Source organism: Marinomonas spartinae (genome assembly GCF_900089775.1).
In the GTDB taxonomy this organism is placed as follows: Bacteria; Pseudomonadota; Gammaproteobacteria; order Pseudomonadales; family Marinomonadaceae; genus Marinomonas; species Marinomonas spartinae.
The window spans coordinates 130,253-151,232 of record NZ_FLOB01000001.1 but is presented as its reverse complement, the minus strand read 5'-3'; the positions used below and the strand labels follow the sequence as shown (position 1 = coordinate 151,232).

General features: G+C 45.4%; 18 protein-coding genes. 4 read left to right on the top strand and 14 right to left on the bottom strand.

Annotated features, from left to right (window positions below):
* Positions 1 to 21 precede the first annotated feature (21 nt).
* The 3 genes from putA to MSP8886_RS00650 all read right to left on the bottom strand — a co-directional run bounded on the left by putA (position 22) and on the right by MSP8886_RS00650 (position 5,462).
* Positions 22 to 3,144: a bifunctional proline dehydrogenase/L-glutamate gamma-semialdehyde dehydrogenase PutA gene (putA, locus tag MSP8886_RS00660; protein ID WP_067011683.1), complete on the bottom strand. Its 3,123-nt coding sequence runs from the start codon at positions 3,142 to 3,144 to the stop codon at positions 22 to 24.
* A 333-nt stretch (positions 3,145 to 3,477) separates the two neighbouring features.
* Entirely contained in the window at positions 3,478 to 4,245 is a 768-nt protein-coding gene (locus MSP8886_RS00655) for an AraC family transcriptional regulator (RefSeq protein WP_067011681.1), read from the bottom strand.
* A gap of 245 nt (positions 4,246 to 4,490) precedes the next feature.
* The gene (locus tag MSP8886_RS00650; RefSeq protein WP_067011679.1) at positions 4,491 to 5,462 is read right to left on the bottom strand and encodes an NADPH:quinone reductase; all 972 of its coding nucleotides are present in this window, start codon (positions 5,460 to 5,462) and stop codon (positions 4,491 to 4,493) included.
* 470 nt (positions 5,463 to 5,932) lie between these two features.
* On the opposite strand from MSP8886_RS00650, the gene phoU reads away from it, so the two are divergent.
* Both phoU and msrC read left to right on the top strand, forming a co-directional pair.
* Positions 5,933 to 6,652 (top strand): phosphate signaling complex protein PhoU, encoded by a 720-nt coding sequence (phoU, locus tag MSP8886_RS00645; RefSeq protein WP_067011677.1) that lies wholly within the window; start codon positions 5,933 to 5,935, stop codon positions 6,650 to 6,652.
* A 131-nt stretch (positions 6,653 to 6,783) separates the two neighbouring features.
* A complete protein-coding gene (gene msrC, locus MSP8886_RS00640) occupies positions 6,784 to 7,284 on the top strand; it encodes a free L-methionine (R)-S-oxide reductase MsrC (RefSeq protein ID WP_067011675.1) in 501 nt (166 codons plus the stop codon).
* A 5-nt stretch (positions 7,285 to 7,289) separates the two neighbouring features.
* Here msrC and MSP8886_RS00635 read toward each other — a convergent pair whose 3' ends face one another.
* The 8 genes from MSP8886_RS00635 to MSP8886_RS00600 all read right to left on the bottom strand — a co-directional run bounded on the left by MSP8886_RS00635 (position 7,290) and on the right by MSP8886_RS00600 (position 15,922).
* Entirely contained in the window at positions 7,290 to 7,643 is a 354-nt protein-coding gene (locus MSP8886_RS00635) for an Hpt domain-containing protein (RefSeq protein WP_067011673.1), read from the bottom strand.
* Between the two features lie 46 nt (positions 7,644 to 7,689).
* Positions 7,690 to 9,462, bottom strand: coding sequence for a sensor histidine kinase (locus MSP8886_RS00630; RefSeq protein ID WP_083200698.1), 1,773 nt, complete (start codon positions 9,460 to 9,462; stop codon positions 7,690 to 7,692).
* A gap of 6 nt (positions 9,463 to 9,468) precedes the next feature.
* Complete coding sequence (locus tag MSP8886_RS00625; RefSeq protein WP_067011669.1) at positions 9,469 to 9,981, bottom strand: putative pterin-binding protein; 513 nt, start codon at positions 9,979 to 9,981, stop codon at positions 9,469 to 9,471.
* Between the two features lie 351 nt (positions 9,982 to 10,332).
* A complete protein-coding gene (gene oppF / locus MSP8886_RS00620) occupies positions 10,333 to 11,337 on the bottom strand; it encodes a murein tripeptide/oligopeptide ABC transporter ATP binding protein OppF (RefSeq protein ID WP_067011667.1) in 1,005 nt (334 codons plus the stop codon).
* Entirely contained in the window at positions 11,334 to 12,326 is a 993-nt protein-coding gene (gene oppD, locus MSP8886_RS00615; RefSeq protein ID WP_067011665.1) for an oligopeptide ABC transporter ATP-binding protein OppD, read from the bottom strand. Before oppD ends, oppF begins: the two co-directional genes overlap by 4 nt.
* Positions 12,327 to 12,335: 9 nt before the next feature.
* Complete coding sequence (gene oppC / locus MSP8886_RS00610; protein WP_067011663.1) at positions 12,336 to 13,262, bottom strand: oligopeptide ABC transporter permease OppC; 927 nt, start codon at positions 13,260 to 13,262, stop codon at positions 12,336 to 12,338.
* Between the two features lie 11 nt (positions 13,263 to 13,273).
* Entirely contained in the window at positions 13,274 to 14,194 is a 921-nt protein-coding gene (gene oppB / locus MSP8886_RS00605) for an oligopeptide ABC transporter permease OppB (RefSeq protein WP_067011661.1), read from the bottom strand.
* Between the two features lie 105 nt (positions 14,195 to 14,299).
* Positions 14,300 to 15,922: an ABC transporter substrate-binding protein gene (locus MSP8886_RS00600; protein ID WP_067011659.1), complete on the bottom strand. Its 1,623-nt coding sequence runs from the start codon at positions 15,920 to 15,922 to the stop codon at positions 14,300 to 14,302.
* 322 nt (positions 15,923 to 16,244) lie between these two features.
* Here MSP8886_RS00600 and cysZ point away from each other — a divergent pair, with 322 nt between their 5' ends.
* Positions 16,245 to 17,000 carry a sulfate transporter CysZ gene (cysZ, locus tag MSP8886_RS00595; protein WP_067011658.1) on the top strand — a complete coding sequence of 252 codons (756 nt, stop codon included), beginning with the start codon at positions 16,245 to 16,247 and terminating at the stop codon, positions 16,998 to 17,000.
* 33 nt (positions 17,001 to 17,033) lie between these two features.
* The gene (locus MSP8886_RS00590) at positions 17,034 to 17,879 is read left to right on the top strand and encodes a response regulator (RefSeq protein WP_067011656.1); all 846 of its coding nucleotides are present in this window, start codon (positions 17,034 to 17,036) and stop codon (positions 17,877 to 17,879) included.
* A gap of 60 nt (positions 17,880 to 17,939) precedes the next feature.
* Here the strand turns inward: MSP8886_RS00590 and phoR are convergent, their stop codons facing one another.
* From phoR to ubiA, 3 genes are all read right to left on the bottom strand, one after another.
* Complete coding sequence (gene phoR / locus MSP8886_RS00585) at positions 17,940 to 19,295, bottom strand: phosphate regulon sensor histidine kinase PhoR (protein WP_067011654.1); 1,356 nt, start codon at positions 19,293 to 19,295, stop codon at positions 17,940 to 17,942.
* 7 nt (positions 19,296 to 19,302) lie between these two features.
* Positions 19,303 to 19,995: a phosphate regulon transcriptional regulator PhoB gene (gene phoB / locus MSP8886_RS00580; RefSeq protein WP_067012923.1), complete on the bottom strand. Its 693-nt coding sequence runs from the start codon at positions 19,993 to 19,995 to the stop codon at positions 19,303 to 19,305.
* Between the two features lie 84 nt (positions 19,996 to 20,079).
* A complete protein-coding gene (gene ubiA / locus MSP8886_RS00575) occupies positions 20,080 to 20,937 on the bottom strand; it encodes a 4-hydroxybenzoate octaprenyltransferase (protein WP_067011652.1) in 858 nt (285 codons plus the stop codon).
* Between the last annotated feature and the right edge of the window lie 43 nt (positions 20,938 to 20,980).

The window sequence follows — 20,980 nt, the reverse complement described above, 5'->3', positions numbered from 1 at the left end:
CATGTCTCCTTGTTCGCCGACTTAAAAGTATTGTTCAGTCGCGAAACGCTGTAGATAGTGTGGACCACCGGCTTTTGGACCGGTACCAGATAAGCCTTGACCACCAAAGGGTTGCACGCCAACAACGGCACCCACTTGGTCGCGGTTGATGTACAAGTTGCCGACGCGAGCTCGCTGGGCAATGTGCGCGCAGGTGGTTTCGTTACGGCTGTGTACGCCCATGGTTAAACCAAAACCTGAGTTGTTGATGGTGTCGATGATCTTATCCAAGTCTTTTGCTTTATAGCGCACGACATGTAGGATCGGGCCAAATTTTTCATCGGTTAACTGATCAATGCTGGCAATTTCAAAGGCCGTTGGTGGGACAAATGTGCCCTTATCCGCAAACGCTGGCAATGTAGACTGAGCAATCAGCTTGCCTTCTTTGGTCATGTATTCGATGTGATCGAGCAACATCTTTTGTGCTTTTTGGTCGATGACAGGGCCCACATCGGTACTATGAAGCGCGGGTAAACCAACACTTTGCTCGTCCATCGCCCCTTTGATCATGGGAATAATACGATCGGCCACATCCGATTGCACAAACATCACCCGAAGGGCAGAACAACGTTGTCCAGCAGAGGCAAAAGCAGAACGAACCGCATCACGTACCACTTGTTCTGGTAACGAGGTTGAGTCGATTAACATGGCGTTTTGCCCACCGGTTTCGGCGATGACTGGGACTGGGGCAACGCCACGGCTTGCCAAGGTGCGGTTGATCAATTGCGCCGTACCAGTTGAGCCAGTGAATGCCACGCCTGCAATCCGTTTATCGCTGGTGATAGGGGCACCAACAGAGGCCCCATCACCCGGTAGAAGATGTAGCACGTCCCCTGGAACGCCGGCTTTATGGAGCATTTCAACGGCACGAATAGCGATTAAGCTGGTTTGCTCTGCGGGTTTAGCTATCACAGTATTGCCCATCACCAAGGCGGCGACCACTTGGCCTGTGAAGATCGCCAATGGGAAGTTCCAAGGACTGATACAGGTAAAGACACCTCGGCCATTTAAGAGCACATTTTTCTCTTCGCCAAGAAAGTCGGTGTAGGTGGCGGGCGTTGTGAAATGGCTGCGTGCTTGTTGTGCGTAGTAGCGGCAGAAATCCGCGGCTTCACGAACTTCATCAATGCTGTCTTGGATGGTCTTACCCGCTTCGCGATGGCAAAGTGCCATCAGCTCTGGGTAGTTTTCCTCCATCAAGTCCGCCATTTTTTCTAGGCAATCCGCGCGCTCCGACGCTGGACGAGCGGACCATGTGGGGTAAGCGGCTTCCGCAAGGTCAATTGCTTGGGTAACGGTTGCTTGATCTGCCCAGTCAAGTTGTCCTGCGGTCTCTTCGTGGTTGTAAGGGCTCTTCACACTGTGTGTATGGCCTGTATGTACTGGCTTGCCCCCAACAATAGGGTAACCGCGCCATTGGGTATCTTGACCCATAAAAGCGTCGATTTTTGACTGGAATGGACGCCATTCTGATTCGATTTCGATGTTTGGACCGAAGGAGTTTTTACGATCTTCAAACATATCCAGAGGTAATTTTATGAACGGGTTTGCCAAGGTTTTGCGACCTTCCAGTGTGGTCACCGGGTGGTCTACCAATTCAGAAACCGGACAGCGAGCGTCCACTAAACGGTGAACGAAGGAGCTGTTTGCCCCATTTTCTAATAAACGACGGACCAAGTAGGGCAGCAAGTCTTTATGGCTACCAACAGGTGCATAGATACGCACGCAAACGTCACTGTCTTTGATAAGACTGTTATAAAGAGCGTCCCCCATGCCGTGTAAACGCTGGAATTCAAAATCTTGGTTTGTGGCTCCTAACTCTTTTGCTAAGCAGCTAATGGCTGCAATGGTGTGCGCGTTGTGGCTGGCAAACTGCGGGAAAATACTGGCACGAGTATGCTCACTTAGTAGGAAGCGTGCACAGGCCAAATAAGACACATCCGTGGATTCTTTACGGGTATAAACTGGGTAGCCGTTAATGCCTCGTTGTTGGCATAGTTTGATTTCTGAGTCCCAGTAAGCGCCTTTCACTAGTCGTAGTGGAATGCGATCACCTTGTTCTTTCGCAAGGGCTGCGATCCAAGCCAATACTGGTAAAGCACGTTTAGAGTAGGCTTGAATGACCAGCCCGAACAATCCCCAGCCTTGAGTCACTTCGTCACGGTAGAGTTTTTCGAATAATTTGAGAGACAGCTCCAGACGGTCTGCCTCTTCGGCATCAATGGTTATACCAACATTCAACGAACGTGCTTTGCTAATTAGGCTTTTGACACTGTCAAACAGTTCTGTCATGACACGGTCTTCACAACCCACTTGATAGCGCGGATGAAGGGCTGATAATTTGATCGAAATGGTTGGACGATGGCCTTTTCCGTAAGTGTCTTGGCCAACGGACTCGACGGCTTGCATGTAGGACTTCAGGTATTTCTCTGCATCCGATGCGGTCAAGGCGGCTTCACCCAGCATGTCGAAAGAATAGGTGTAGCCTTTGTCGCGGTAGCTTTTGCCACGAGAAAGGGCTTCTGAAATGCTACGACCTAGTACGAATTGGTGCCCCATGATTTTCATGGCTTGGTTCATCGCCTTACGTATCACCGGTTCTGACACGCGGTTAATCATGCGATTCACTAAGTTCGCAGGCTTGCCATCTCGCTCTTCATCCATAGTGACGATTTTGCCGGTTAGCAAGAGTCCCCAAGTGGAGGCATTGACAAAGAAAGAGTCTGAGTTTTTTGCGTGGGATGCCCAGTCTGCCACACTTAAACGGTCTTTGATAAAGGCATCGGCGGTTTCTTTGTCCGGCACACGCATCAGGGCTTCGGCCAGACACATCAACAAGATACCTTCTTTGGTATCAAGGCTGTATTCCAACAACAAGGCGTCGATCATGGACATACTGTCGTCGTCCTTACGAACTTGTTCAATCAAGTGCGTCGCTGCATCCGTGCAATTTTTTAATTCAATATCAGTCGGCTTTGCCAAGGGTAACAATTCATTCAACCAGGCCTCTTCATCCGCTTTATAAAGAGGGGATATAAGTTGCCATAACTCATTGAGTGGCCGCTGAATGAAGGTTGGTTCTAACACTTCAATTGCTTTAAACATGGTCGGATTCTCCCGCGACAATACAAAAAAACACTCGATTTTCTTGTTTGGACCGTAAGTTGTTACAGAGCACTATGCTGTTTCTTGATGTTTTTATTTGTATAAACTTTGCAAGAAACAGCACGACTGGATTGTGAACACACTTTAGTGACAGAACTAAGAAACTGTCTTTCGAAAAAGTCGGTTTTTTTTATAAGAAAGTCCGACTAATCTCCCCTAACTTTACAAAATGCTTAAAAGTGAGCGTTAAAATAAAGGGATAAGTCGTCAATGACCAAAAACAGGGCAAAAACACACCGAGTGACTTTTGTAAAAAAGTGCGGTTCACATGCCCTAGGAAAACTGCTTTTGGTAACGCAGTGGTGTTATCCCTAATGTTTGAGAGAAGATGTTAGTCATCGCACTTTGGCTGGAAAAACCGCACATTTCAGCGGCCTGAATGGGTGGAACCCCTTCGCTCAATAATTTTTGTGCGCGTTCTATACGCTTACGCATTAAGTATTGGTGTGGTGTGATACCTGTGCGTTCTTTAAAGCGTTCGTGAAACTGACTGACACTTAAAAAACAAAAATTGGCCAATTGATTAATGTGTACACGACGAGATAAATTCAGTTCAATAAATTGATCTAGCTTATCAATGTCGAGGTGATTGCCGCGTTGACGAACGTCTTTATTATTGAGTTGGTGGCGGATGGCACTCAATAATGTGTTGCCGCAGGCGCGGGCTAAAATAGGATCGTTTGGGTACTGTTGAAGTTCGCCCGATAGGGCAGAGGCTAAAATTTGTAACCGAGGGTTTAATTGAAAATAGGCGGCTTTATCAAATAAGCGGGAGACGATCTCGTATTCTTCGTCGGTAATCGCTTTTTGTGGCGGAATCGGCAGGTTGACCACCATGATTCGATTCTCCCCAAGCCCTGCAAAGGCATGACTATCCGATGATGGCAGAATGCATCCACCACCCGTTTGTAGTTCTTTGCTGTTACCTTCGATATCGAAGTCGGTGCTACCGTCTACGACCACGACCAGTTGGTGGTAATCGTGATCATGGGCATCGGCCTCGTTAGGTAAGCTGAACACATCGGAATCAGAAGGAGTCAAAATTACGAACCTATGATACGAGTAATAATATTTTAGTATAGCGGTCTTATGGGGTCTTGAGTAGGGGTATTCTAAGGATATCCCTTTTATCCATCGAAATGGTCAGGATCATTTTTAGACGGAATGGGAACGAGTTACTTCATATTCCTCCATAATTGGAATGCCTAAAAAGCTAAGGCGTCTCTACTGTCTTTTGTTATGAGATGCAAAGGCGCTTTAGCTTCTAGGGGGAAGGTTACGGGTTATTAATGAAAGCCGGGTTTGACTTTGACCACCAAATTGCCAAGGGCGCCAGGAAGTAGGACATCTTCGTGAGCTTGGCCTAAATCGTTTAAGGCATAGACTTTGCGGATCACGGGCTTGAGCTCACCGCTTTCAAAGTGCGGTAGCAAGGATGAGGCAATCAATGCTAATGCTTCAGGATTTACATTGGCTAAGGCAACCCCAACCACCGACGCATCTCGAGCCATCAAGTCGCGAGGGTTAATCTCGACGGTGCCGCGATTACCAACAATCGCCACACATCCTCCCAAGGTTAGGGCTTTTAAGTCTTCTGATAAGTTATGGTTAGCGAGCATCTCGATGATTACGTCAAAGCCATTTTCTAGGTTTTGAAAGGGAGTTAAATAGCCTTCTTCGTTATGCATAATCACATGGGTCACCCCAAGTTGACGTAGTAACTCCGCCCCTGCAGGTGTTCCTGCACTGGCAAAGACCTCCATTCCGTTTAACAATGCCAATTGTACACAAGCGGTACCTACTGCACCGGTTGCTCCGTGGATGAGGACTTTATAACCCGTTTGAGCCTTTGCTCGGCCAAATAATGCTCGATGAGCGGTCGTAAAAGGAATGCCGATACAGGCACCTTCTTCAAAATTTAAGGCATTGGCTAAAGGGAAGGTATGAGTAGGCAGACAAGCAGCAAATTGAGCACAAGACCCCGTCAAGTTACGAGTAAAGTAAACACGTTGGCCCAGTTCAAAGCCTGTGACATTTTTACCTAGCTGAACAATGGTGCCAGCACCGTCAGAACCTGGTGTGTGGGGAAAGGTTGTTGTGTAATTATTGGTACCAGAACGAATGTAAGTATCGACGGGGTTAACGCCTGCTGCGCTGACTTCTACCAATATTTGATCGTCATTAATACTGGGTTGATTGACGTTGTTTAGTGTTAAATCGCTGGCTGGACCATAGTCCTTCATTTGCATCGCTTTCATTGTGAATGATCCTAAGACTATTAGAGATGGTTTGAGAATAAGGTCTATTTGCTTCATCAGCAAGGCTGTTTATGTCATTAAGATAAGATGGTACTGTGACAAAAAGTCAGGTGACGCAGAAAACAAACTTTTTAAATGGGCGGTTTTATCGCATGCTGTTCCCTCTGTAATAGGATGTTTTCACAAGAGAATTTTACGCCAGCTATTCCGTTGTCATATTTTTGTCATGTGATCACTTTATAGTCTTGTAAAGGAATGCGTTATGATTGGTCGCGCCGATCAGTCAAACCCTCCCACAGTCATATTGATAACGTTTTGATGGCAAGATATCAATATGTGCAAGGGAGTTGTCAGACTCAAGGTATGCGATACCCGACTGACTTTCTTTGGCGATACGACCCCTGTTTACCAATACAAGTAAGCAAACAACAGACTGACACCGCTAACGCTAGGCGGAGGGTATAAATACTATGAAAGAGTTAACCACAGATCATACTTCGCAACAGTTTAATAATGAACTGGAAACCTTGCGCCAGCACTTTCTGACAATGGGAGGTGTGGTAGAAGAGCAAGTACAGGACTCGCTGCAAGCCTTTTTGGATAGCAATGGCTCACTTGCTCAAGATGTTAAAAACAAAGATTCAACGGTGAATGAGCTAGATGGCATTATTGATGAAGAATGCACTCGTATCCTAGCGAAGCGCCAGCCCGCCGCTGGCGACTTGCGTATGATTTTGTCTATCAGCAAAGCGGTTAGTGAACTTGAACGTATTGGTGATGAAGCAAAAAAAATAGCTAATCTGACCATGCAGTTGATCGACGAAGGGGAATCCCCTCGTGGCTACGTCGAGATTAACCGGATCGGTACCATGGTATCACGAATGATCCACGATACGCTGGATGCCTATGCCCGTTTAGACATTGATGCCGCCATTAAAGTGGCGAAGCAAGATCGTACCGTGGATATGGAATACAAAACGGCTTTACGCTCTTTAGTAACCTACATGATGGAAGATCCTCGCAGCATTACGCGTGTTTTTCATGTGATCTGGATTTTACGCTCTTTAGAGCGTATTGGTGATCATACTCGCCATGTATGCCAGCACCTTATTTTCCTAGTGAAGGGGATTGATGTTCGCCATATGTCGATGGACAAAATCGACGCGCAGGTTAAAACCCAACCTGAATAATTTGCTAACAGGGTTTGGGACTTTATAAAACAGCCTAGCGGTGATGCCGCTGGGCTTTTTTGTTTTTTATCATTGGCTCTTGGCGCTGCTTTCTCTATGATCGGGTTTTATTTATGGACTAGGTGAAAACGATGTTTGAGATAGAAATCGATTCAAACACCCCATTAAACGTATTTTATGACACCCTAAACAGTCAGTTAGCGTCCTTGTTAGGTGGCGAAAGGGATTTGATTTGCAACGCGGCGCAGTTTTCTGCTTTTGTGATGCAAACCTTGCCAGAGCTAAACTGGGCTGGGTTTTATTTTGCTCGAGATAAGCAATTGGTACTTGGGCCCTATGTTGGAAAAGTCGCTTGTACCCGTATCCCATTTGGCCGTGGTGTGTGTGGGGCGGCGGCACACAGCCAGCAAACGCAACGAGTAGAGGATGTGCATGCCTTTGAAGGGCACATAGCTTGTGACTCCGCTTCAGCTTCTGAAGTCGTGATTCCTATTGTTTATGAGGGGGATCTTATTGGTGTGTTTGATATAGATAGCCCCAAAGTGAGACGTTTCTCGCAAGCGGATCAAGAGGGTTTAGAGGCCTTAGTCACGACTTTTATTGAATCAACTGATCTTGAGTGGTCGTTTTAGTTGAATCAATGCGTCTGCTCAAAGTAAACATTGAGGTCATTCAGTGCTCTGCTGACATGGGCTTTGATGGCGTTTAGATTGTTTGGTAGGGGGAAGTGTTCGGTTTGCGCTTTTCTAGCGGCTTTCTCAAGCATCTCAAAGTCCTTTGACAAAGAAAGTAAAGCAAGATTTCCCGAAGAGGACTTAAGTGCATGGCAGATTTCCGCAACGGTGGCGAGATCTTGCTGCTCCCATGCGAACTCTAGTAAAGCCATTTTTTCTTGGCAGTCCTGCTCAAACACAAGACGCACTTCGTTCACCATGTTTTTATCTAACATGGTAATTAAGCTGCTTAAGGCATTTTGATCAATTTCACTCACAATTTCTCCTAGAATTTTGTGCTGGTGAATGTCCTGAAGCGTGGTGTTAAGTGTACTGTAGGAGGACTCTTTCTAGTTTGCTTTGTGTCAATGGCGAGGATAATCCTCCTCCATTACTACCAATGTATTCTTCTTCTGCCGACATCAGTGTGCCATATAGTACTGGCTTACCATTCTCACTCCATTGTTGAATGTCATTTTCCATTTCTTGCGATAAGGTATCGACGTGGGTGACGATGACATCAAAATCCTCTTCTGATGGGTAATGTTGAGGGTCATATAATATGGCCTCAATATTCATTTTAGACAGTTGTAGCACTAATGTGTTGGTTAAAATGGGATCGGTTTCAAACAGCAGTGCCCGTGTAATGGTATGGCTTCGAAGAGGTGTTGGCAGAGGCTGGCTATCACTGGTGATATGATAGGGAATATCGATCCAAAATTCGCTGCCATGGTCAGCCTCACTCGTAAAGTGGATGTCGCCTTGCATATGCTCAACGAGCTTATAGCAAAAGGCTAAACCAAGACCGACTTCTTCATGGAAAGGGGACTCTTCCTTGCTTGGAGAGAATGGCTTTTTGCTGCGTAACGCGGTCTGTACACTGTTTGGCATGCCAATACCATTGTCTTGTACCACAATACGCATCATTCGTTCGCCTGTTTGAGGCGAGGGTGTTTCGTTATCGGATGGAAGGATATGAATACTGATACTGCCACCCTGTGGTGTATAGGTAATGGCATTTTGCACAAAGACTGAAAGAATGTCGCTAAAGCGCTTGAAGTCTAACGAAATCGTAGATTGAATAAAAGGATCAACATATGTGGCGAGTCTTAGGCCTTTTCTATGTATTTGTAGGGCCATGGATAGAATCCGGCTCTCCATAAATTGTTCAAGATTGTCCGTTGTATATTTGAGATCCAGCTTATTCACTTCCAGCAAGGCAATATCAGTGAACATATTGAGAGTCGTCATCAGTTGTTGGCTTGACTCCTTAATATGATTAGACATCTGCTCTTTGTTAGCCTGAAGGTCGGTTTTGATGAAGTTTTCCGATAGGGAGGATAAGGCCTGGATCGATGGACGCATTTCTTGCTCTATCATACCGAGTTTTTGAGCTTGCTCTTCTTTAATGTACAAAACTCGTTGGGTCAATTGCTGGTTTTGCTTGAAGACTTTTTTGTACTGTTGGTAGCTCTTAACTAGGCAAACCAATAGCAAACTTAATGAGAGTAAAAAACCACCGATCATCCATTGGATATGGCGCAAATTATCGCCAAGGTGACGTCGTTGTGTTGCGATGTATTTATTGGTGTCTCGGCTGACCAACACGGTGAGTTCGTTGACTTGTTTGTCAAGGTGGTGCATACGATTCACCATACTGTCTAAGTAAGACAGATCACCATTTTCTACTTTGGTCAGGTTGAGACTAATGAGTTCTAACTCTCCGGTGATGATATTGAGAAGCCGTAATGTTCTTCCGCCGGTAATGCCTCTAATCAAATAACCCACATCCCCATTTCGTAATAAATCAAGTCGGCTCATGAGCAGCTCGTATTGATTGTATGCTTCGCCTTTAAGAGGTAAGTCTGAGGGTTTGATTTGAATCAGGTAATTAACAAAGCGATAGGATTGCAGCTGAAACTGTAAGGCATTCCATAAAGAGCTTTCGTAAATACGCTGTTGTGTGGCTTTGGTGCCTTCTGAGGCATAGAAAAAAATACCACCAGAAAAGAAGATAATACTGAACAGCAATGATAGAAAGCCCATAACGTACCACTTCTTAAAGGGCAATCTTTCACGGTTAGATTGGCGTAACATACTCGGCTAGTCCTGCGAGCTTGAGAGGATTTCGATATATCTTGCCTGCCATATGGAGCGCCAGTAATAGACTTCATTTTGCAGCTCGGGATGTTCATCAAACGGATAGATGACTAATATTGGACCTAGATCCCGAATACTAATCGGATGTCCGTCTTTTTTTATCGCAAAAATGGCACCATGTTTGACAAAATCACTAACAGGGATGTCGATAATATATTGATTAAGGGCTGTGATTCTTAATAAAGTCCCTTTACTGTCGACTTGTTTGAGTAAATCCGTGGCGGAAAAGCCTGTGTAGGTGTCTTTTTTATTGGTCCAAGGGGCGCTGGTGGTAAAACTCTTTTGGGGGAGTTTGGCGAGCATTGCCATATCGAAATTGGCTTGTTGATCATCGTTGGTTTTTTCCAGTATGCCTGTCAACGACAACACAACAGGGCCTTTTGGGGATTCTAATGCATTAGCTGTTGGCAAATAGCATGCAACGGTGAGGCAGACCAAGAAAAAGAGGAAGCGCATATTAAATCCCTTAGAGTGTTCTCATTAGAAAATTTTGCTCGCGACTTCGTGCAACGTTTCCGACGCCGCATAGAGAGCACCGAAAAAAGATAGCAAAAACGTATTCAAGCATCGCTGAATAATCAGCTTATAGTGTAATGTTATATTCTAAATCAATGTCAGGATTTTCTAAAGATTTTGTGACTCATTGTGTCGCTTTAGCCAAAAAGCGACTCCTATCTAGCCGTTGTCTTCATCTTGTGTCAGTGATTAAGAGCACGATCATGGCCGGAAAAATGAAAAAACTGCACCTACTTAATAAGTGCAGTTTTTTCTAGTTCTCGTTCTGTTATTAAGAGCGAGAAAGTCGGTTTAAGCTATTTCAGCTAAGCGAAGACAGGCAGCCTGATGTTCGCTGGACAAGTTTTCCAGAACCGGTTTCTGGCTCGCACAATCTTCGTTAGCGTGCGGACAACGAGTACGGAAGACACAGCCAGAAGGCGGATTAATCGGTGAGGGTAAATCCCCTGCGAGTAGCTGGATCTTCTTGCCACGTTCATGTTGCGGATCGGGCACTGGAACTGCAGACAATAGGGCCTTAGTGTAAGGATGACGTGGCGTGTCATACAGTGAATGTTTGCTCGCTAGCTCCACCGCATTGCCTAGATACATCACAAGGACACGGTCGGAAATGTGCTTCACTACACTTAAGTCGTGGGCGATGAACACCAAAGATAGGCCCATTTCCCCTTGCAGTTCTTTTAACAAGTTGACGACTTGTGCTTGGATAGACACATCCAATGCGGATACCGGTTCATCACACACTACAAGCTTTGGCTTGAGAATCAAGGCGCGAGCGATACCGATACGCTGACACTGACCACCGGAGAACTCATGGGGGTAGCGGTTAATCACATTGGGTAGAAGACCAACACGATCCATGATAGCGCGTACTTGATCTTTGACTTCTTGCTTAGACAAATGGGGTTTAAATGTACGTAGCGGCTCTGCGATGATGTCACCAACCGTCATACGAGGGTTTAACGACGCCAATGGATCCTGAAAGATCATTTGCAGTTCTTGGCGCTTATCTCGCATTTGCTTTTTGTCGAGGTCGGTTAAGTCTTGTCCTAGCCACACTACGCTGCCATCGGTAATGGGCACAAGACGTAATAGGGCCCGAGCAAGGGTGGATTTACCACAGCCGGATTCACCAACCACACCAAGGGTCTCGCCTTCATAAATGGTTAGGTTGACGCCATCAACGGCTTTGAGAGCCTGTCCTGGAGTCCATGGCCACGCGTTGTCTGCTTTGATGTTGAAGTGAACTTTTAAGTCTTTCACTTCCATTAATACGTTGTCAGTTGCTGTACTCATGATGCCACCTCCCAATTCACCGGTTTGTGACAAGCGCGTAATTTACCAGGTTGATACTCTTCCAAAACAGGTGCTTCTTTACGGCAGCGATCCTCTGCGTATAGGCAACGTTCTTGGAAGGGGCAGCCTGCCGGAAGGTTGAGTAAGTTGGGTGGGTTACCCGCGATTGTTGCCAGCGCTTCGCCATCACCATCAAGACGAGGAATGGCTTCTAATAGCCCTTTTGTATAAGGATGTGTTGGACGATAGAACACATCTTCTGTTTGGCCGTATTCCATAGTACGTCCTGCATACATGACCAACACTTTGTCACATAAACCAGCCACCACTCCCAAATCATGGGTAATCATGATGATGGAGGTATTAAAGTCGGCTTTTAACTCGTTCAATAGGGTCAAAATCTGTGCTTGCACCGTCACGTCTAATGCCGTGGTAGGCTCATCAGCAATTAACAGTTTTGGTTGGCACAACAAGGCCATAGCGATCATCACACGTTGTCGCATGCCACCTGAAAACTCGTGAGGGTACATATTCATACGTTTACGGGCTTCTGGCATTTTCACGGCATCGAGCATTTTTACGGAGGCTTCAAAGGCGTCTGCTTTACTCATCCCTTTATGCAGAAGCAACACTTCCATTAACTGCTTACCAACCTTCATATAAGGATTCAGAGAGGTCATTGGATCTTGGAAGATCATGGCAATTTTCTCAGAGCGAATATGATTCATGGCTTTTTCGTCAAGGGTCAGAATGTTTTGGTCTTCAAAACGGGCTTCGCCTTCAATCACACCATTGCCCGCCAACAGTCCCATCAAAGCAAACGCGGTTTGGCTTTTTCCTGAGCCGGATTCACCAACGATGCCTAGTGTTTCCCCTTGAGCAAGGTCAAATGTTAAGTCATTGACAGCCGTAACGAGTCCATCTGGTGTTTTAAAATTAACACGCAGGTTATCGACTTCTAAAATATTCTCTTTTTTCATAGTCGTCATACCATCCTCCTAGCGGTCTTTTGGATCTAGTGCGTCGCGTAAACCGTCGCCTAGGAAGTTAAAACAAAACAAGGTGACAACCAAGAAGCCCAAAGGCCAAGCCAATTGCCATACAGCGACGTCCATGTTTGGCGCCCCTTCAGAAATCAATGCCCCCCAACTGGTCATTGGCTCTTGGACCCCAAGGCCTAAGAAACTAATAAAAGATTCCAGCAGAATCATGTTGGGTACCAGTAAGGTCGCATAAACGATGACCACGCCCAGTACGTTTGGCACAATGTGACGGCTAATGATTTTCGGTGTCGACACCCCACAAGCATAGGCGGCTTCGATGTATTCTTTGTTTTTCAAACTCAGGGTTTGACCCCGTACAATACGCGCCATATCCAACCAAGACACGGCTCCGATCGCCACGAAAATCAGCAAAATATTACGACCAAATACCGTCATCAAAATAATAACGAAAAACATAAAGGGAAATGAGTTTAGAATCTCTAGAAAGCGCATCATCACGCTGTCTACTTTACCGCCTAAATAACCGGATGTGGCACCATAAAGCGTCCCGATCACGACGGCCACAAAACTGCCTAAAATCCCGACCATCAAAGAGATTTGACCCCCTTGCATGGTACGCACAAAAATATCGCGTCCTAAGGGGTCGGTACCAAAATAGTGGCCATTGGCAATACTGGGTCGTCCTAGGGTAGAGATGTCAGACAACGCACTCCAGTCGATGTCGGCATAGTTCCAAGGGCTTAATAACGGGCCAAAAATGGATAGGGCAGCAATAATTGCTAATATTATTAAGCTAACTACTGCGGCTTTATTAGTGAAGAAGCGACGGCGAGCATCCTGCCATAAGCTACGACCTTCTACCTCGACAACTTGTCCGGCGAACTTCTCGACAGCCGCGACTTTTTCTTTACTTGTCATCATAGTCAAATGCTCTATAAACGAATTTTAGGGTCAATGAAGACATACAGAATGTCGACAATGGCGTTAAAAAGAATGGTCAGGGTGCCGATCAAAATGGTGACGCCCATGACTAAAGAGTAATCGCGGTTAAGCGCGCCATTGACAAAGTTTTGACCGATACCACCTGTGCCGAAGAATTGGTCAACAACTACCGAACCGGTGACGATACCGACGAACGCGGGCCCAAGATAAGAAACCACTGGTAACATGGCAGGGCGCAGTGCGTGACGAATAATAATACGTGCTTTGGGTAAGCCTTTAGCACGAGCGGTACGAATAAAATTAGAGTGCATGGTTTCGATCATGCTACCTCGGGTAATTCGTGCTATCTGGGCAATATAGCTGGTGGACATGGCGATGACGGGCATAATCAAGTATTGCCAAGCTCCACCGTTCCAGCCACCTGCGGGTAGCCAATGGTGTTTAATGGAGAAAAACAGGATACACAAGGGCGCAATGACAAAATTCGGCAACACCATACCGATATTGGCAAAGGTCATCACGCCATAATCGAGAAGAGAGTTCTGACGTAGCGCGGCAAAGACACCACATAATACGCCAAGGGAGATCGCGACAAGAAAAGACCAAAAGCCAATTTCAGCCGAAATGGGGAAGCTCTGTGCGATCAGCTGGTTAATCGTATAGTCACTAAAGCGGAATGAGTAACCCAAATTGCCGTGCAATAAATCCCAAAGATAATGGAAATATTGGTTCATTAACGGTTCATTCATATGGTACTTAGCTTGCAAGTTTGCCAATACTGCAGGGGGTATACCTCGCTCTGAAGTAAACGGACTACCTGGGGAGAAACGCATTAAAAAGAAGGAAAGCGTTACCAACGCCCACAGAGTAGGAATAGCTTCAAGCAAGCGTTTAACAATAAATCTGAACATAAAAAAATACCTGATTAGGTCGCCGCTAGGCGGCTAATACAAGGGAACCATCATTGGAAATACACCCTAGCGCATCACTGCGCCAGGGAATGGTAAGTGACAATATTAATGCTTGATGATGTACATATCACGAGTATAGATATTGTCTTCAAGGTTTGGCATGTAGCCGCCCACGTAAGGCTTAAGCAAGCGTTTGGTGACGTATTGATAGATAGGTGCCACTGCCATATCTTGATCAATCGCTAGATCTTCCGCTTTTTGATAATAAGGAGCAGGATTGTTTACTTTCGCAGTCTCATCCATCAATTTATCGAAAGCTGGGTTTTTATATTTCGCGTTGTTTTGGCTAGAGTTAGAGTCCAACAAACTCAAGAAAGTCGACGCTTCGTTATAATCACCAAACCAACCGTCACGGGCCACTTGATAGTTACCTAACTGACGAGTATTAAGGAAGGTTTTCCACTCTTGGTTATCTAGGGTCACGTTGACGCCCAAAGTTTTTTTCCACATGGCGGAAATTGCGATGGCAATTTTCTTGTGGTTTTCATTGGTGTTGTAAAGCAAGGTGAAATTCAGCGGATGGCTCTTATCGAAGCCTGCTGCTTTTAATAACTCTTGGGCTTTTTTATTACGTTCTGCCTGGGTCCATTTCTCGTATTGAGGTTCTTTAGCTTTAAAACCAGCCACGTCTGGTGGTGTGAAAGAATAAGCAGGGATTTCACCAGTACCCGTTACATATTTGGTGATGATGTTACGATCAATAGCGTAAGATAAGGCTTTACGAACACGCACGTCGTTAAAAGGCGGCTTTTGATTATTGAAGTCGTAATAGTAAACCGCCAAAGCAGGAGTCACTTTCACCTGGTTAGGAACGGTTTTTAATAATTCATGGTAGCGGTTGGTTGGAATACCTTGGTTAGACGTCATGTCCAAATCGCCTGCCATGTAACGGTTATATTCCACACTCGGATCGATAATAGGCAAGACAATCACTTTATTGATAACGGTTTTTTTGTCGTTCCAGTAGTCGTGGTTACGAACAAAGACCATTTTTTGGTTAACGACCCAGCTTTTCAGTTTATAGGCACCATTGCTGACAATATGCTCTGGTTTGGTCCAAGCGTCTCCCCATTTTTCTACCACTTTTTTGGGCGCTGGGAAAAGTGAGGCGTTCACGGTCATTTTGACAAAATACGGTACGGAATGGTCCAAGGTGACTTGGAAGGTGTGGGCATCCAGTGCTTTTACGCCTAAAGAAGATACTTTATCTTTACCATCAATGATGTTTTGTGCGTTTTTAATACCAGCTAATGCGGCGTAGTAAGAGTAAGTGGATGCCGTTTTTGGGTCGACAAGGCGTTGAAATCCGAAGACAAAATCTTCTGCGGTAACAGGGCTGCCGTCTGACCATTTCGCATCATGACGTAATTTGAAGGTGTAAACGGTGTGATCTTTGTTAACCGTGTAGCTTTCGGCGACACCAGGTACTAACACGCCATCTTTACCTTCACTGTATAAACCTTCAAACAGGTCACGGTCACGCAGTGATCCAGGTGTCCCAGAGACTTTCTGTGGATCAATGGTTTGAGGTTCACCTTCGCCACCTTTGACCAGCACTTGATCTTTCGCCAGTTGAACGCCAGCAGGCACATTAGCTGCGTATACTTGCATGGCCCCAAAAGACGCAGCAAGAATAGCGCTGGCGATTAACGTTTTTGTCTTCTTCATAATAATCGTTACCTTAATTAGTTAGCTTTTGTGAGGTCTTTTATTCTTGTTGACGATAAAGTCATGAGACGAGCGAAACTAAGCTCAGCCTTCATAGTTAATCAATTTACAAAAGGTCACAATCGAAATTCCGTATCAGGTTATGCGTCTAATAAAGGTAAAGGTTGTTAGGCTTGCTTCATTTTTGTGAAAGTGACAAGGAGAATCAGGGATTTTAAGTCATTTTGCGTGGATACTTGTCAGGGAAAAGCGGATGACATGGAGCCTATAATCCGCTCATGCTATGCTCTTGGCTATTATGATCGATTAGGAATAAATAAGAGTGATTACACAGCCTTTTAAAGCCGCCGGTGCGTTTCTGAAAGCCTTACCATTGATCGTTTCTCCAGGGTTGCGGATTTTTATATTAGCGCCTTTAGTGGCGAATTTGATACTCATGGCATTGTTGTACATGGTGGCACTGCATTACTTTGATGATTTGATTAATATGGCGATGGGCTATTTGCCCCATTGGCTCGCCTTTATGCATTGGCTGTTTTATATCATCTTTGCCGCCATTATTGCCGTTTTGCTGTTTTATAGTTTTTCTATTGGTGTGAACATTTTAGCGTCGCCTTTTATGGCCATCTTGGCAGAGAAGGTAGAAGAGAAGCAAACGGGTAAAGTGTTCGATGAAAAAATGACCACGAAAGTGGTGATCGCGATTATTGCTCGCAGTGTGCAGCGTGAATGTCAGAAATTATTCTATTTCTTACCACGTTTCATTTTGTTAATCGTGCTGTCTTTTATCCCCTTGGTGAATGTCGTTGCTCCGGTTTTGCTGCTATTATTTTCAGCATGGATGTTGTCACTTCAATACATGGACTACGCATTTGACAATAATAAAGTCGCTTTTTATGACATGCGTATGGCGTTGCGTACTAAACCGCTATTGTGTTGGACTTTTGGCGGTATTGTTATGGTGTGTTTGACGATCCCTTTTGTAAATTTAGTGATCATGCCGATTGCAGTGTTGGCGGCCACGCTTTTGTGGGTCTCAGTTTTCCAACCTGTGCACGGTCATGACGCTTCCTTGTAAGATTGTTCTAATTGCTCTAAAAGAGGCTTGTGAATGTCGATAAAAATACTGGTGGTGGATGATGCATCTTTTACGCGCGATTTAATTCGTCGCACGTTGCGTAAAGAATTCCCAGCCGCCATATTGGAAGAAGCTGTTAATGGGCGTAAGGCCCAACAACTGTTATCGAAAAGTCAGTTTGATATGGTGCTATGCGATTGGGAAATGCCTGAAATGACGGGTGTTGAACTATTGCAATGGTGCCGTGAGCAGCCTGAATACAAAAAAGAAGACATTCCTTTCTTGATGATCACTAGCCGTGGCGACAAAAGCCATGTGGTGGAAGCGGTAAAATCTGGGGTAACGGATTATTTGGGGAAACCATTTTCCAGTGAACAGCTGGTGAATAAGGTGATGAGTGCCGCCAAAAAGCATAATATGCAAAGTAAGCTGACCTCACAAAAATCCAGAAGTGCAGCGCCTGCAGGCGGCGTTGCATCAGCATCATTGGATGTATTGATGGGGGCAGGGAAAGCATCGCGTAAAGTAGAAGCAACCAAATTTATCAACCCTGATGCTCCCGTTCCCACAGTCAAAGATGTCAAGATTCCAACCTTGGTGCGCTTTGAAGGCAAGCAATTTCGCTGTATGGTGATTCAATTTAGTAAGCAAGACGCCACCATGCTAATAAAGAGTGACGATGTGATTCCACAGGTATTAGGACAATCTGTCTTGGATTTAGAGTTTGGGGGCCAGGTCAATCGCCTAAATTATTATGTCCAGTCTGTCGCCACCACAGAGAAGAAACATGATTCAACCTTTTTAACCGTTGGTTTAGGGTTGATTGATCAAGATGCTGAAAAAGAAGTCTTTATCAGTAAGCTGTTTGATAGCTTATAGGTTCATTTATACTGATCGAGTTGGAGGGTCGCTACCTCTGACTCGATCAAACGCCACTTGTTAGTCTTTTTCGATAGGCTCTTTGTCAAAGTTGGACTCATCGATTGCAGGGAAGGTGGGTATATCATCTGTCCGCACTCGGTTGGCTGGGAAATGGCAAGAGAAGCGACTGCCACGGTTGAGTTCGCTAAGGATCTGTAACTTAGCATCATGGTGCATGAGGACATGCTTAACGATGGCTAAACCTAAGCCCGTGCCGCCTGTTTTGGTGCTGCGGCCCTTATCGACGCGGAAAAACCGTTCCGTTAAGCGTGGAATGTATCTTGGATCTATACCTAAGCCTTGGTCGGCAACTGAAAACACACCACTAAACTCATTAGACTCCCACTTTACCTTTATTTCACCACCATCTGGCGAGTACTTGATGGCGTTTACCACCAAATTAGAAAAGGCACTGTAGAGTTCGTTATAAGAACCATACAGGCGTGCTTTTTCTGGAATATCAATGTCTAATGAATGTGCGTCTGTAAGCAGTGGTGAGGCAATTTTCTTAATCGCTTCTGCCCAAGAAGACACCTCGTGCCAATGCTCTTCTTCTCGTTTATCATTGCTCTCTAAACGTGACAGTAGTAATAAGTCTTCGATTAAGTGTTCCATGCGTTCCGATTGCTCAGACATGTTTGCGATGCCTTTTTGCATACTGGCAGGCAAGGAATCTTGGAACATTTCTAACGTTTCCAAGTAACCTTTGATGACCGTTAAAGGGGTTTTTAGCTCGTGGGAGGCATTGGCGACAAAGTCTTTGCGCATTTCTTCAAGCAGATGTAGCCGTGTGACATCACGGATAAAAATCAAATGATCATTTTTATCGTACAAGGTGGTTTGGACTTCTAAATAAACGCCCTCTTTGGCCGGTGACTTAATCACCAGCGGTTCACCAAAGCGTTTTTGGGTAAAATAGCGAAAAAATTCCGGATTACGAACGATGTTAGTAATGGGTTGGCCACGATCGACTGGGCGCATCAATCCTAAAAAGTGTCCAGCAGAGTTATTCCACCACTCTAAATTGCCTTGGTTATCGGCCATGATCACGCCTTCTTTTAGCGCGGCGGTAGAATGCTCTATGCGGGTCAAGGCTTGGCGCATACGGCGCTTCGATTTACGCTGCTTTTTCTGCAAGCGGTAGACAACATCGAAGATGTCTCCCCAGATACCATCTGATTCAGGAGGAGCGCCTCGACCTGAATGACGTAGCCAATAGTGAAATTGGTAAAGTTGATAGAGCTGCCAATACAATGTTCCCAATAAAAAAAGGAGTATGACAGCTAATAGGTGGTTTATGATAAAACCAATGACGATGCAGGCCGTAAGCCCTAAAGACCAGCGAATCGTTGCTCTTCGCCAAACTGCTTTCATTATATGACTAAGTCCTTTTCGGAGAGAAGCGGTAGCCAGTCCCTCGAACGGTTTGAATCAAAAAGTCATGGCTGCTACCAATGGCTTTACGTAAACGGCGAATATGCACATCAACAGTGCGTTCTTCCACATAAACATTACCACCCCATACCTGGTCCAATAATTGTGCCCGTGAATAGGCTCTTTCTTGGTGAGTCATGAGGAATTTTAGCAAACGGTACTCTGTCGGCCCCATATCCAGCGGTTTGTTGTCAATGGTAACGCGTTGGCTAATAGGATCAAGGGTTAGCCCTTCGATTTCAATTGGCTCATCTACCCCTTGAGGGGTGGCTCGACGCAACACGGCTTTCAGTCTGGCAACTAATTCTCGTGGCGAGAAGGGCTTGGTAATGTAATCGTCAGCACCGACTTCCAATCCTTGAATTTTGTTGTCTTCCTCGCTTTTCGCTGTCAGCATAATAACGGGAATTTCCGCTGTCGCACTGTCTTTTTTTAGGCGCCGAGTCAGCTCTATGCCGCTGCTTCCTGGCATCATCCAGTCGCAGAGAATCAAATCAGGTCGATGGTCGACAATGATTTCGTGGGCTTGTTGGCTATTTTCCGCTTCCATATATTCGTATCCCGCCATTTCTAAGGCGACGGCGATCATCTCGCGAATGGAAGACTCATCATCAATGATTAATACTTTTTTACCGGTCACAGGATCTACCCTCATCTCAGGAACGGTTTTATTAAAACGCCTTAGTATGACAGTTATATGAAAATGTCACATATTCGCCATATATTACACAAATAGTAAGCTAGCAGCGATACCAATAAAGATACAGTACCCAATTCGATTATTATCTAAGAAAGCATGGAAGCAGGCTTGTCGCTCGCGTTCTTTGGCTTTTTGGTATTGCATCCCAAATAATCCCAAACTAATGATAAGCGACACAAAGTAGATCCAATTAAGGTGTGCCAGTATCCCGATCCAGACCAATAGGGATAACGTCAGACCTTGTAGACAGAGGATAACAAGTAAATCGTATTTGCCGAAAAGGATCGCGGTGGATTTAATGCCGACTTTTAAATCGTCGGGTCGGTCTGTCATGGCATAGTAGGTGTCATAGGCAATGGTCCAGAAGCAATTTGCCACAAACAACATCCACAGTTTGGGGTCTAGCAGATCCCCGCCTTGGGCGCTGTATGCCATGGGTATGGCCCAAGAGAACGCCAAGCCAAGAAATAACTGGGGCAGGTGGGTATAGCGCTTCATAAAGGGGTACAGTGCCGCTAATCCTAAGCCGACGAAAGACAGCAAAATGGTTCGTAAATCGGTACACAGCACTAACAAAAAGCTCAGTACGACCAAAAAAGCGAACAGCCCTAGCGCTTCTTTTTCGGACACACGTCCAGATGGTAAAGGACGATTTTTCGTACGCTCGACATGTCCATCGACTTTTCGGTCGGCATAATCATTGATGACACAGCCTGCGGAACGCATGCTAAATACCCCCAGAACAAAAATGACAATAAGATGCCACTGGGGCCAGCCATCGGCCGCTAGCCAAAGTGCCCATAGGGTTGGCCACAGCAAGAGTAGGGAGCCAATAGGACGATTAAAACGCGTTAAGTCGGCGTAATCTTTAAGCTTGTTCATGGGAGTCCATTGATTTAGTCGTCAGAATTAGGCGAAGCCGCCT

Coding starts and splice junctions, on each gene's coding strand:
- putA (WP_067011683.1), bottom strand. CDS start 3,144: ATGTTTAAAGCAATTGAAGTGTTAGAACCAACCTTCATTCAGCGGCCA.
- MSP8886_RS00650 (WP_067011679.1), bottom strand. CDS start 5,462: ATGAAAGCGATGCAAATGAAGGACTATGGTCCAGCCAGCGATTTAACA.
- phoU (WP_067011677.1), top strand. CDS start 5,933: ATGAAAGAGTTAACCACAGATCATACTTCGCAACAGTTTAATAATGAA.
- msrC (WP_067011675.1), top strand. CDS start 6,784: ATGTTTGAGATAGAAATCGATTCAAACACCCCATTAAACGTATTTTAT.
- MSP8886_RS00630 (WP_083200698.1), bottom strand. CDS start 9,462: ATGTTACGCCAATCTAACCGTGAAAGATTGCCCTTTAAGAAGTGGTAC.
- MSP8886_RS00625 (WP_067011669.1), bottom strand. CDS start 9,981: ATGCGCTTCCTCTTTTTCTTGGTCTGCCTCACCGTTGCATGCTATTTG.
- oppF (WP_067011667.1), bottom strand. CDS start 11,337: ATGAGTACAGCAACTGACAACGTATTAATGGAAGTGAAAGACTTAAAA.
- oppD (WP_067011665.1), bottom strand. CDS start 12,326: ATGACGACTATGAAAAAAGAGAATATTTTAGAAGTCGATAACCTGCGT.
- oppC (WP_067011663.1), bottom strand. CDS start 13,262: ATGATGACAAGTAAAGAAAAAGTCGCGGCTGTCGAGAAGTTCGCCGGA.
- oppB (WP_067011661.1), bottom strand. CDS start 14,194: ATGTTCAGATTTATTGTTAAACGCTTGCTTGAAGCTATTCCTACTCTG.
- MSP8886_RS00600 (WP_067011659.1), bottom strand. CDS start 15,922: ATGAAGAAGACAAAAACGTTAATCGCCAGCGCTATTCTTGCTGCGTCT.
- MSP8886_RS00590 (WP_067011656.1), top strand. CDS start 17,034: ATGTCGATAAAAATACTGGTGGTGGATGATGCATCTTTTACGCGCGAT.
- phoR (WP_067011654.1), bottom strand. CDS start 19,295: ATGAAAGCAGTTTGGCGAAGAGCAACGATTCGCTGGTCTTTAGGGCTT.
- ubiA (WP_067011652.1), bottom strand. CDS start 20,937: ATGAACAAGCTTAAAGATTACGCCGACTTAACGCGTTTTAATCGTCCT.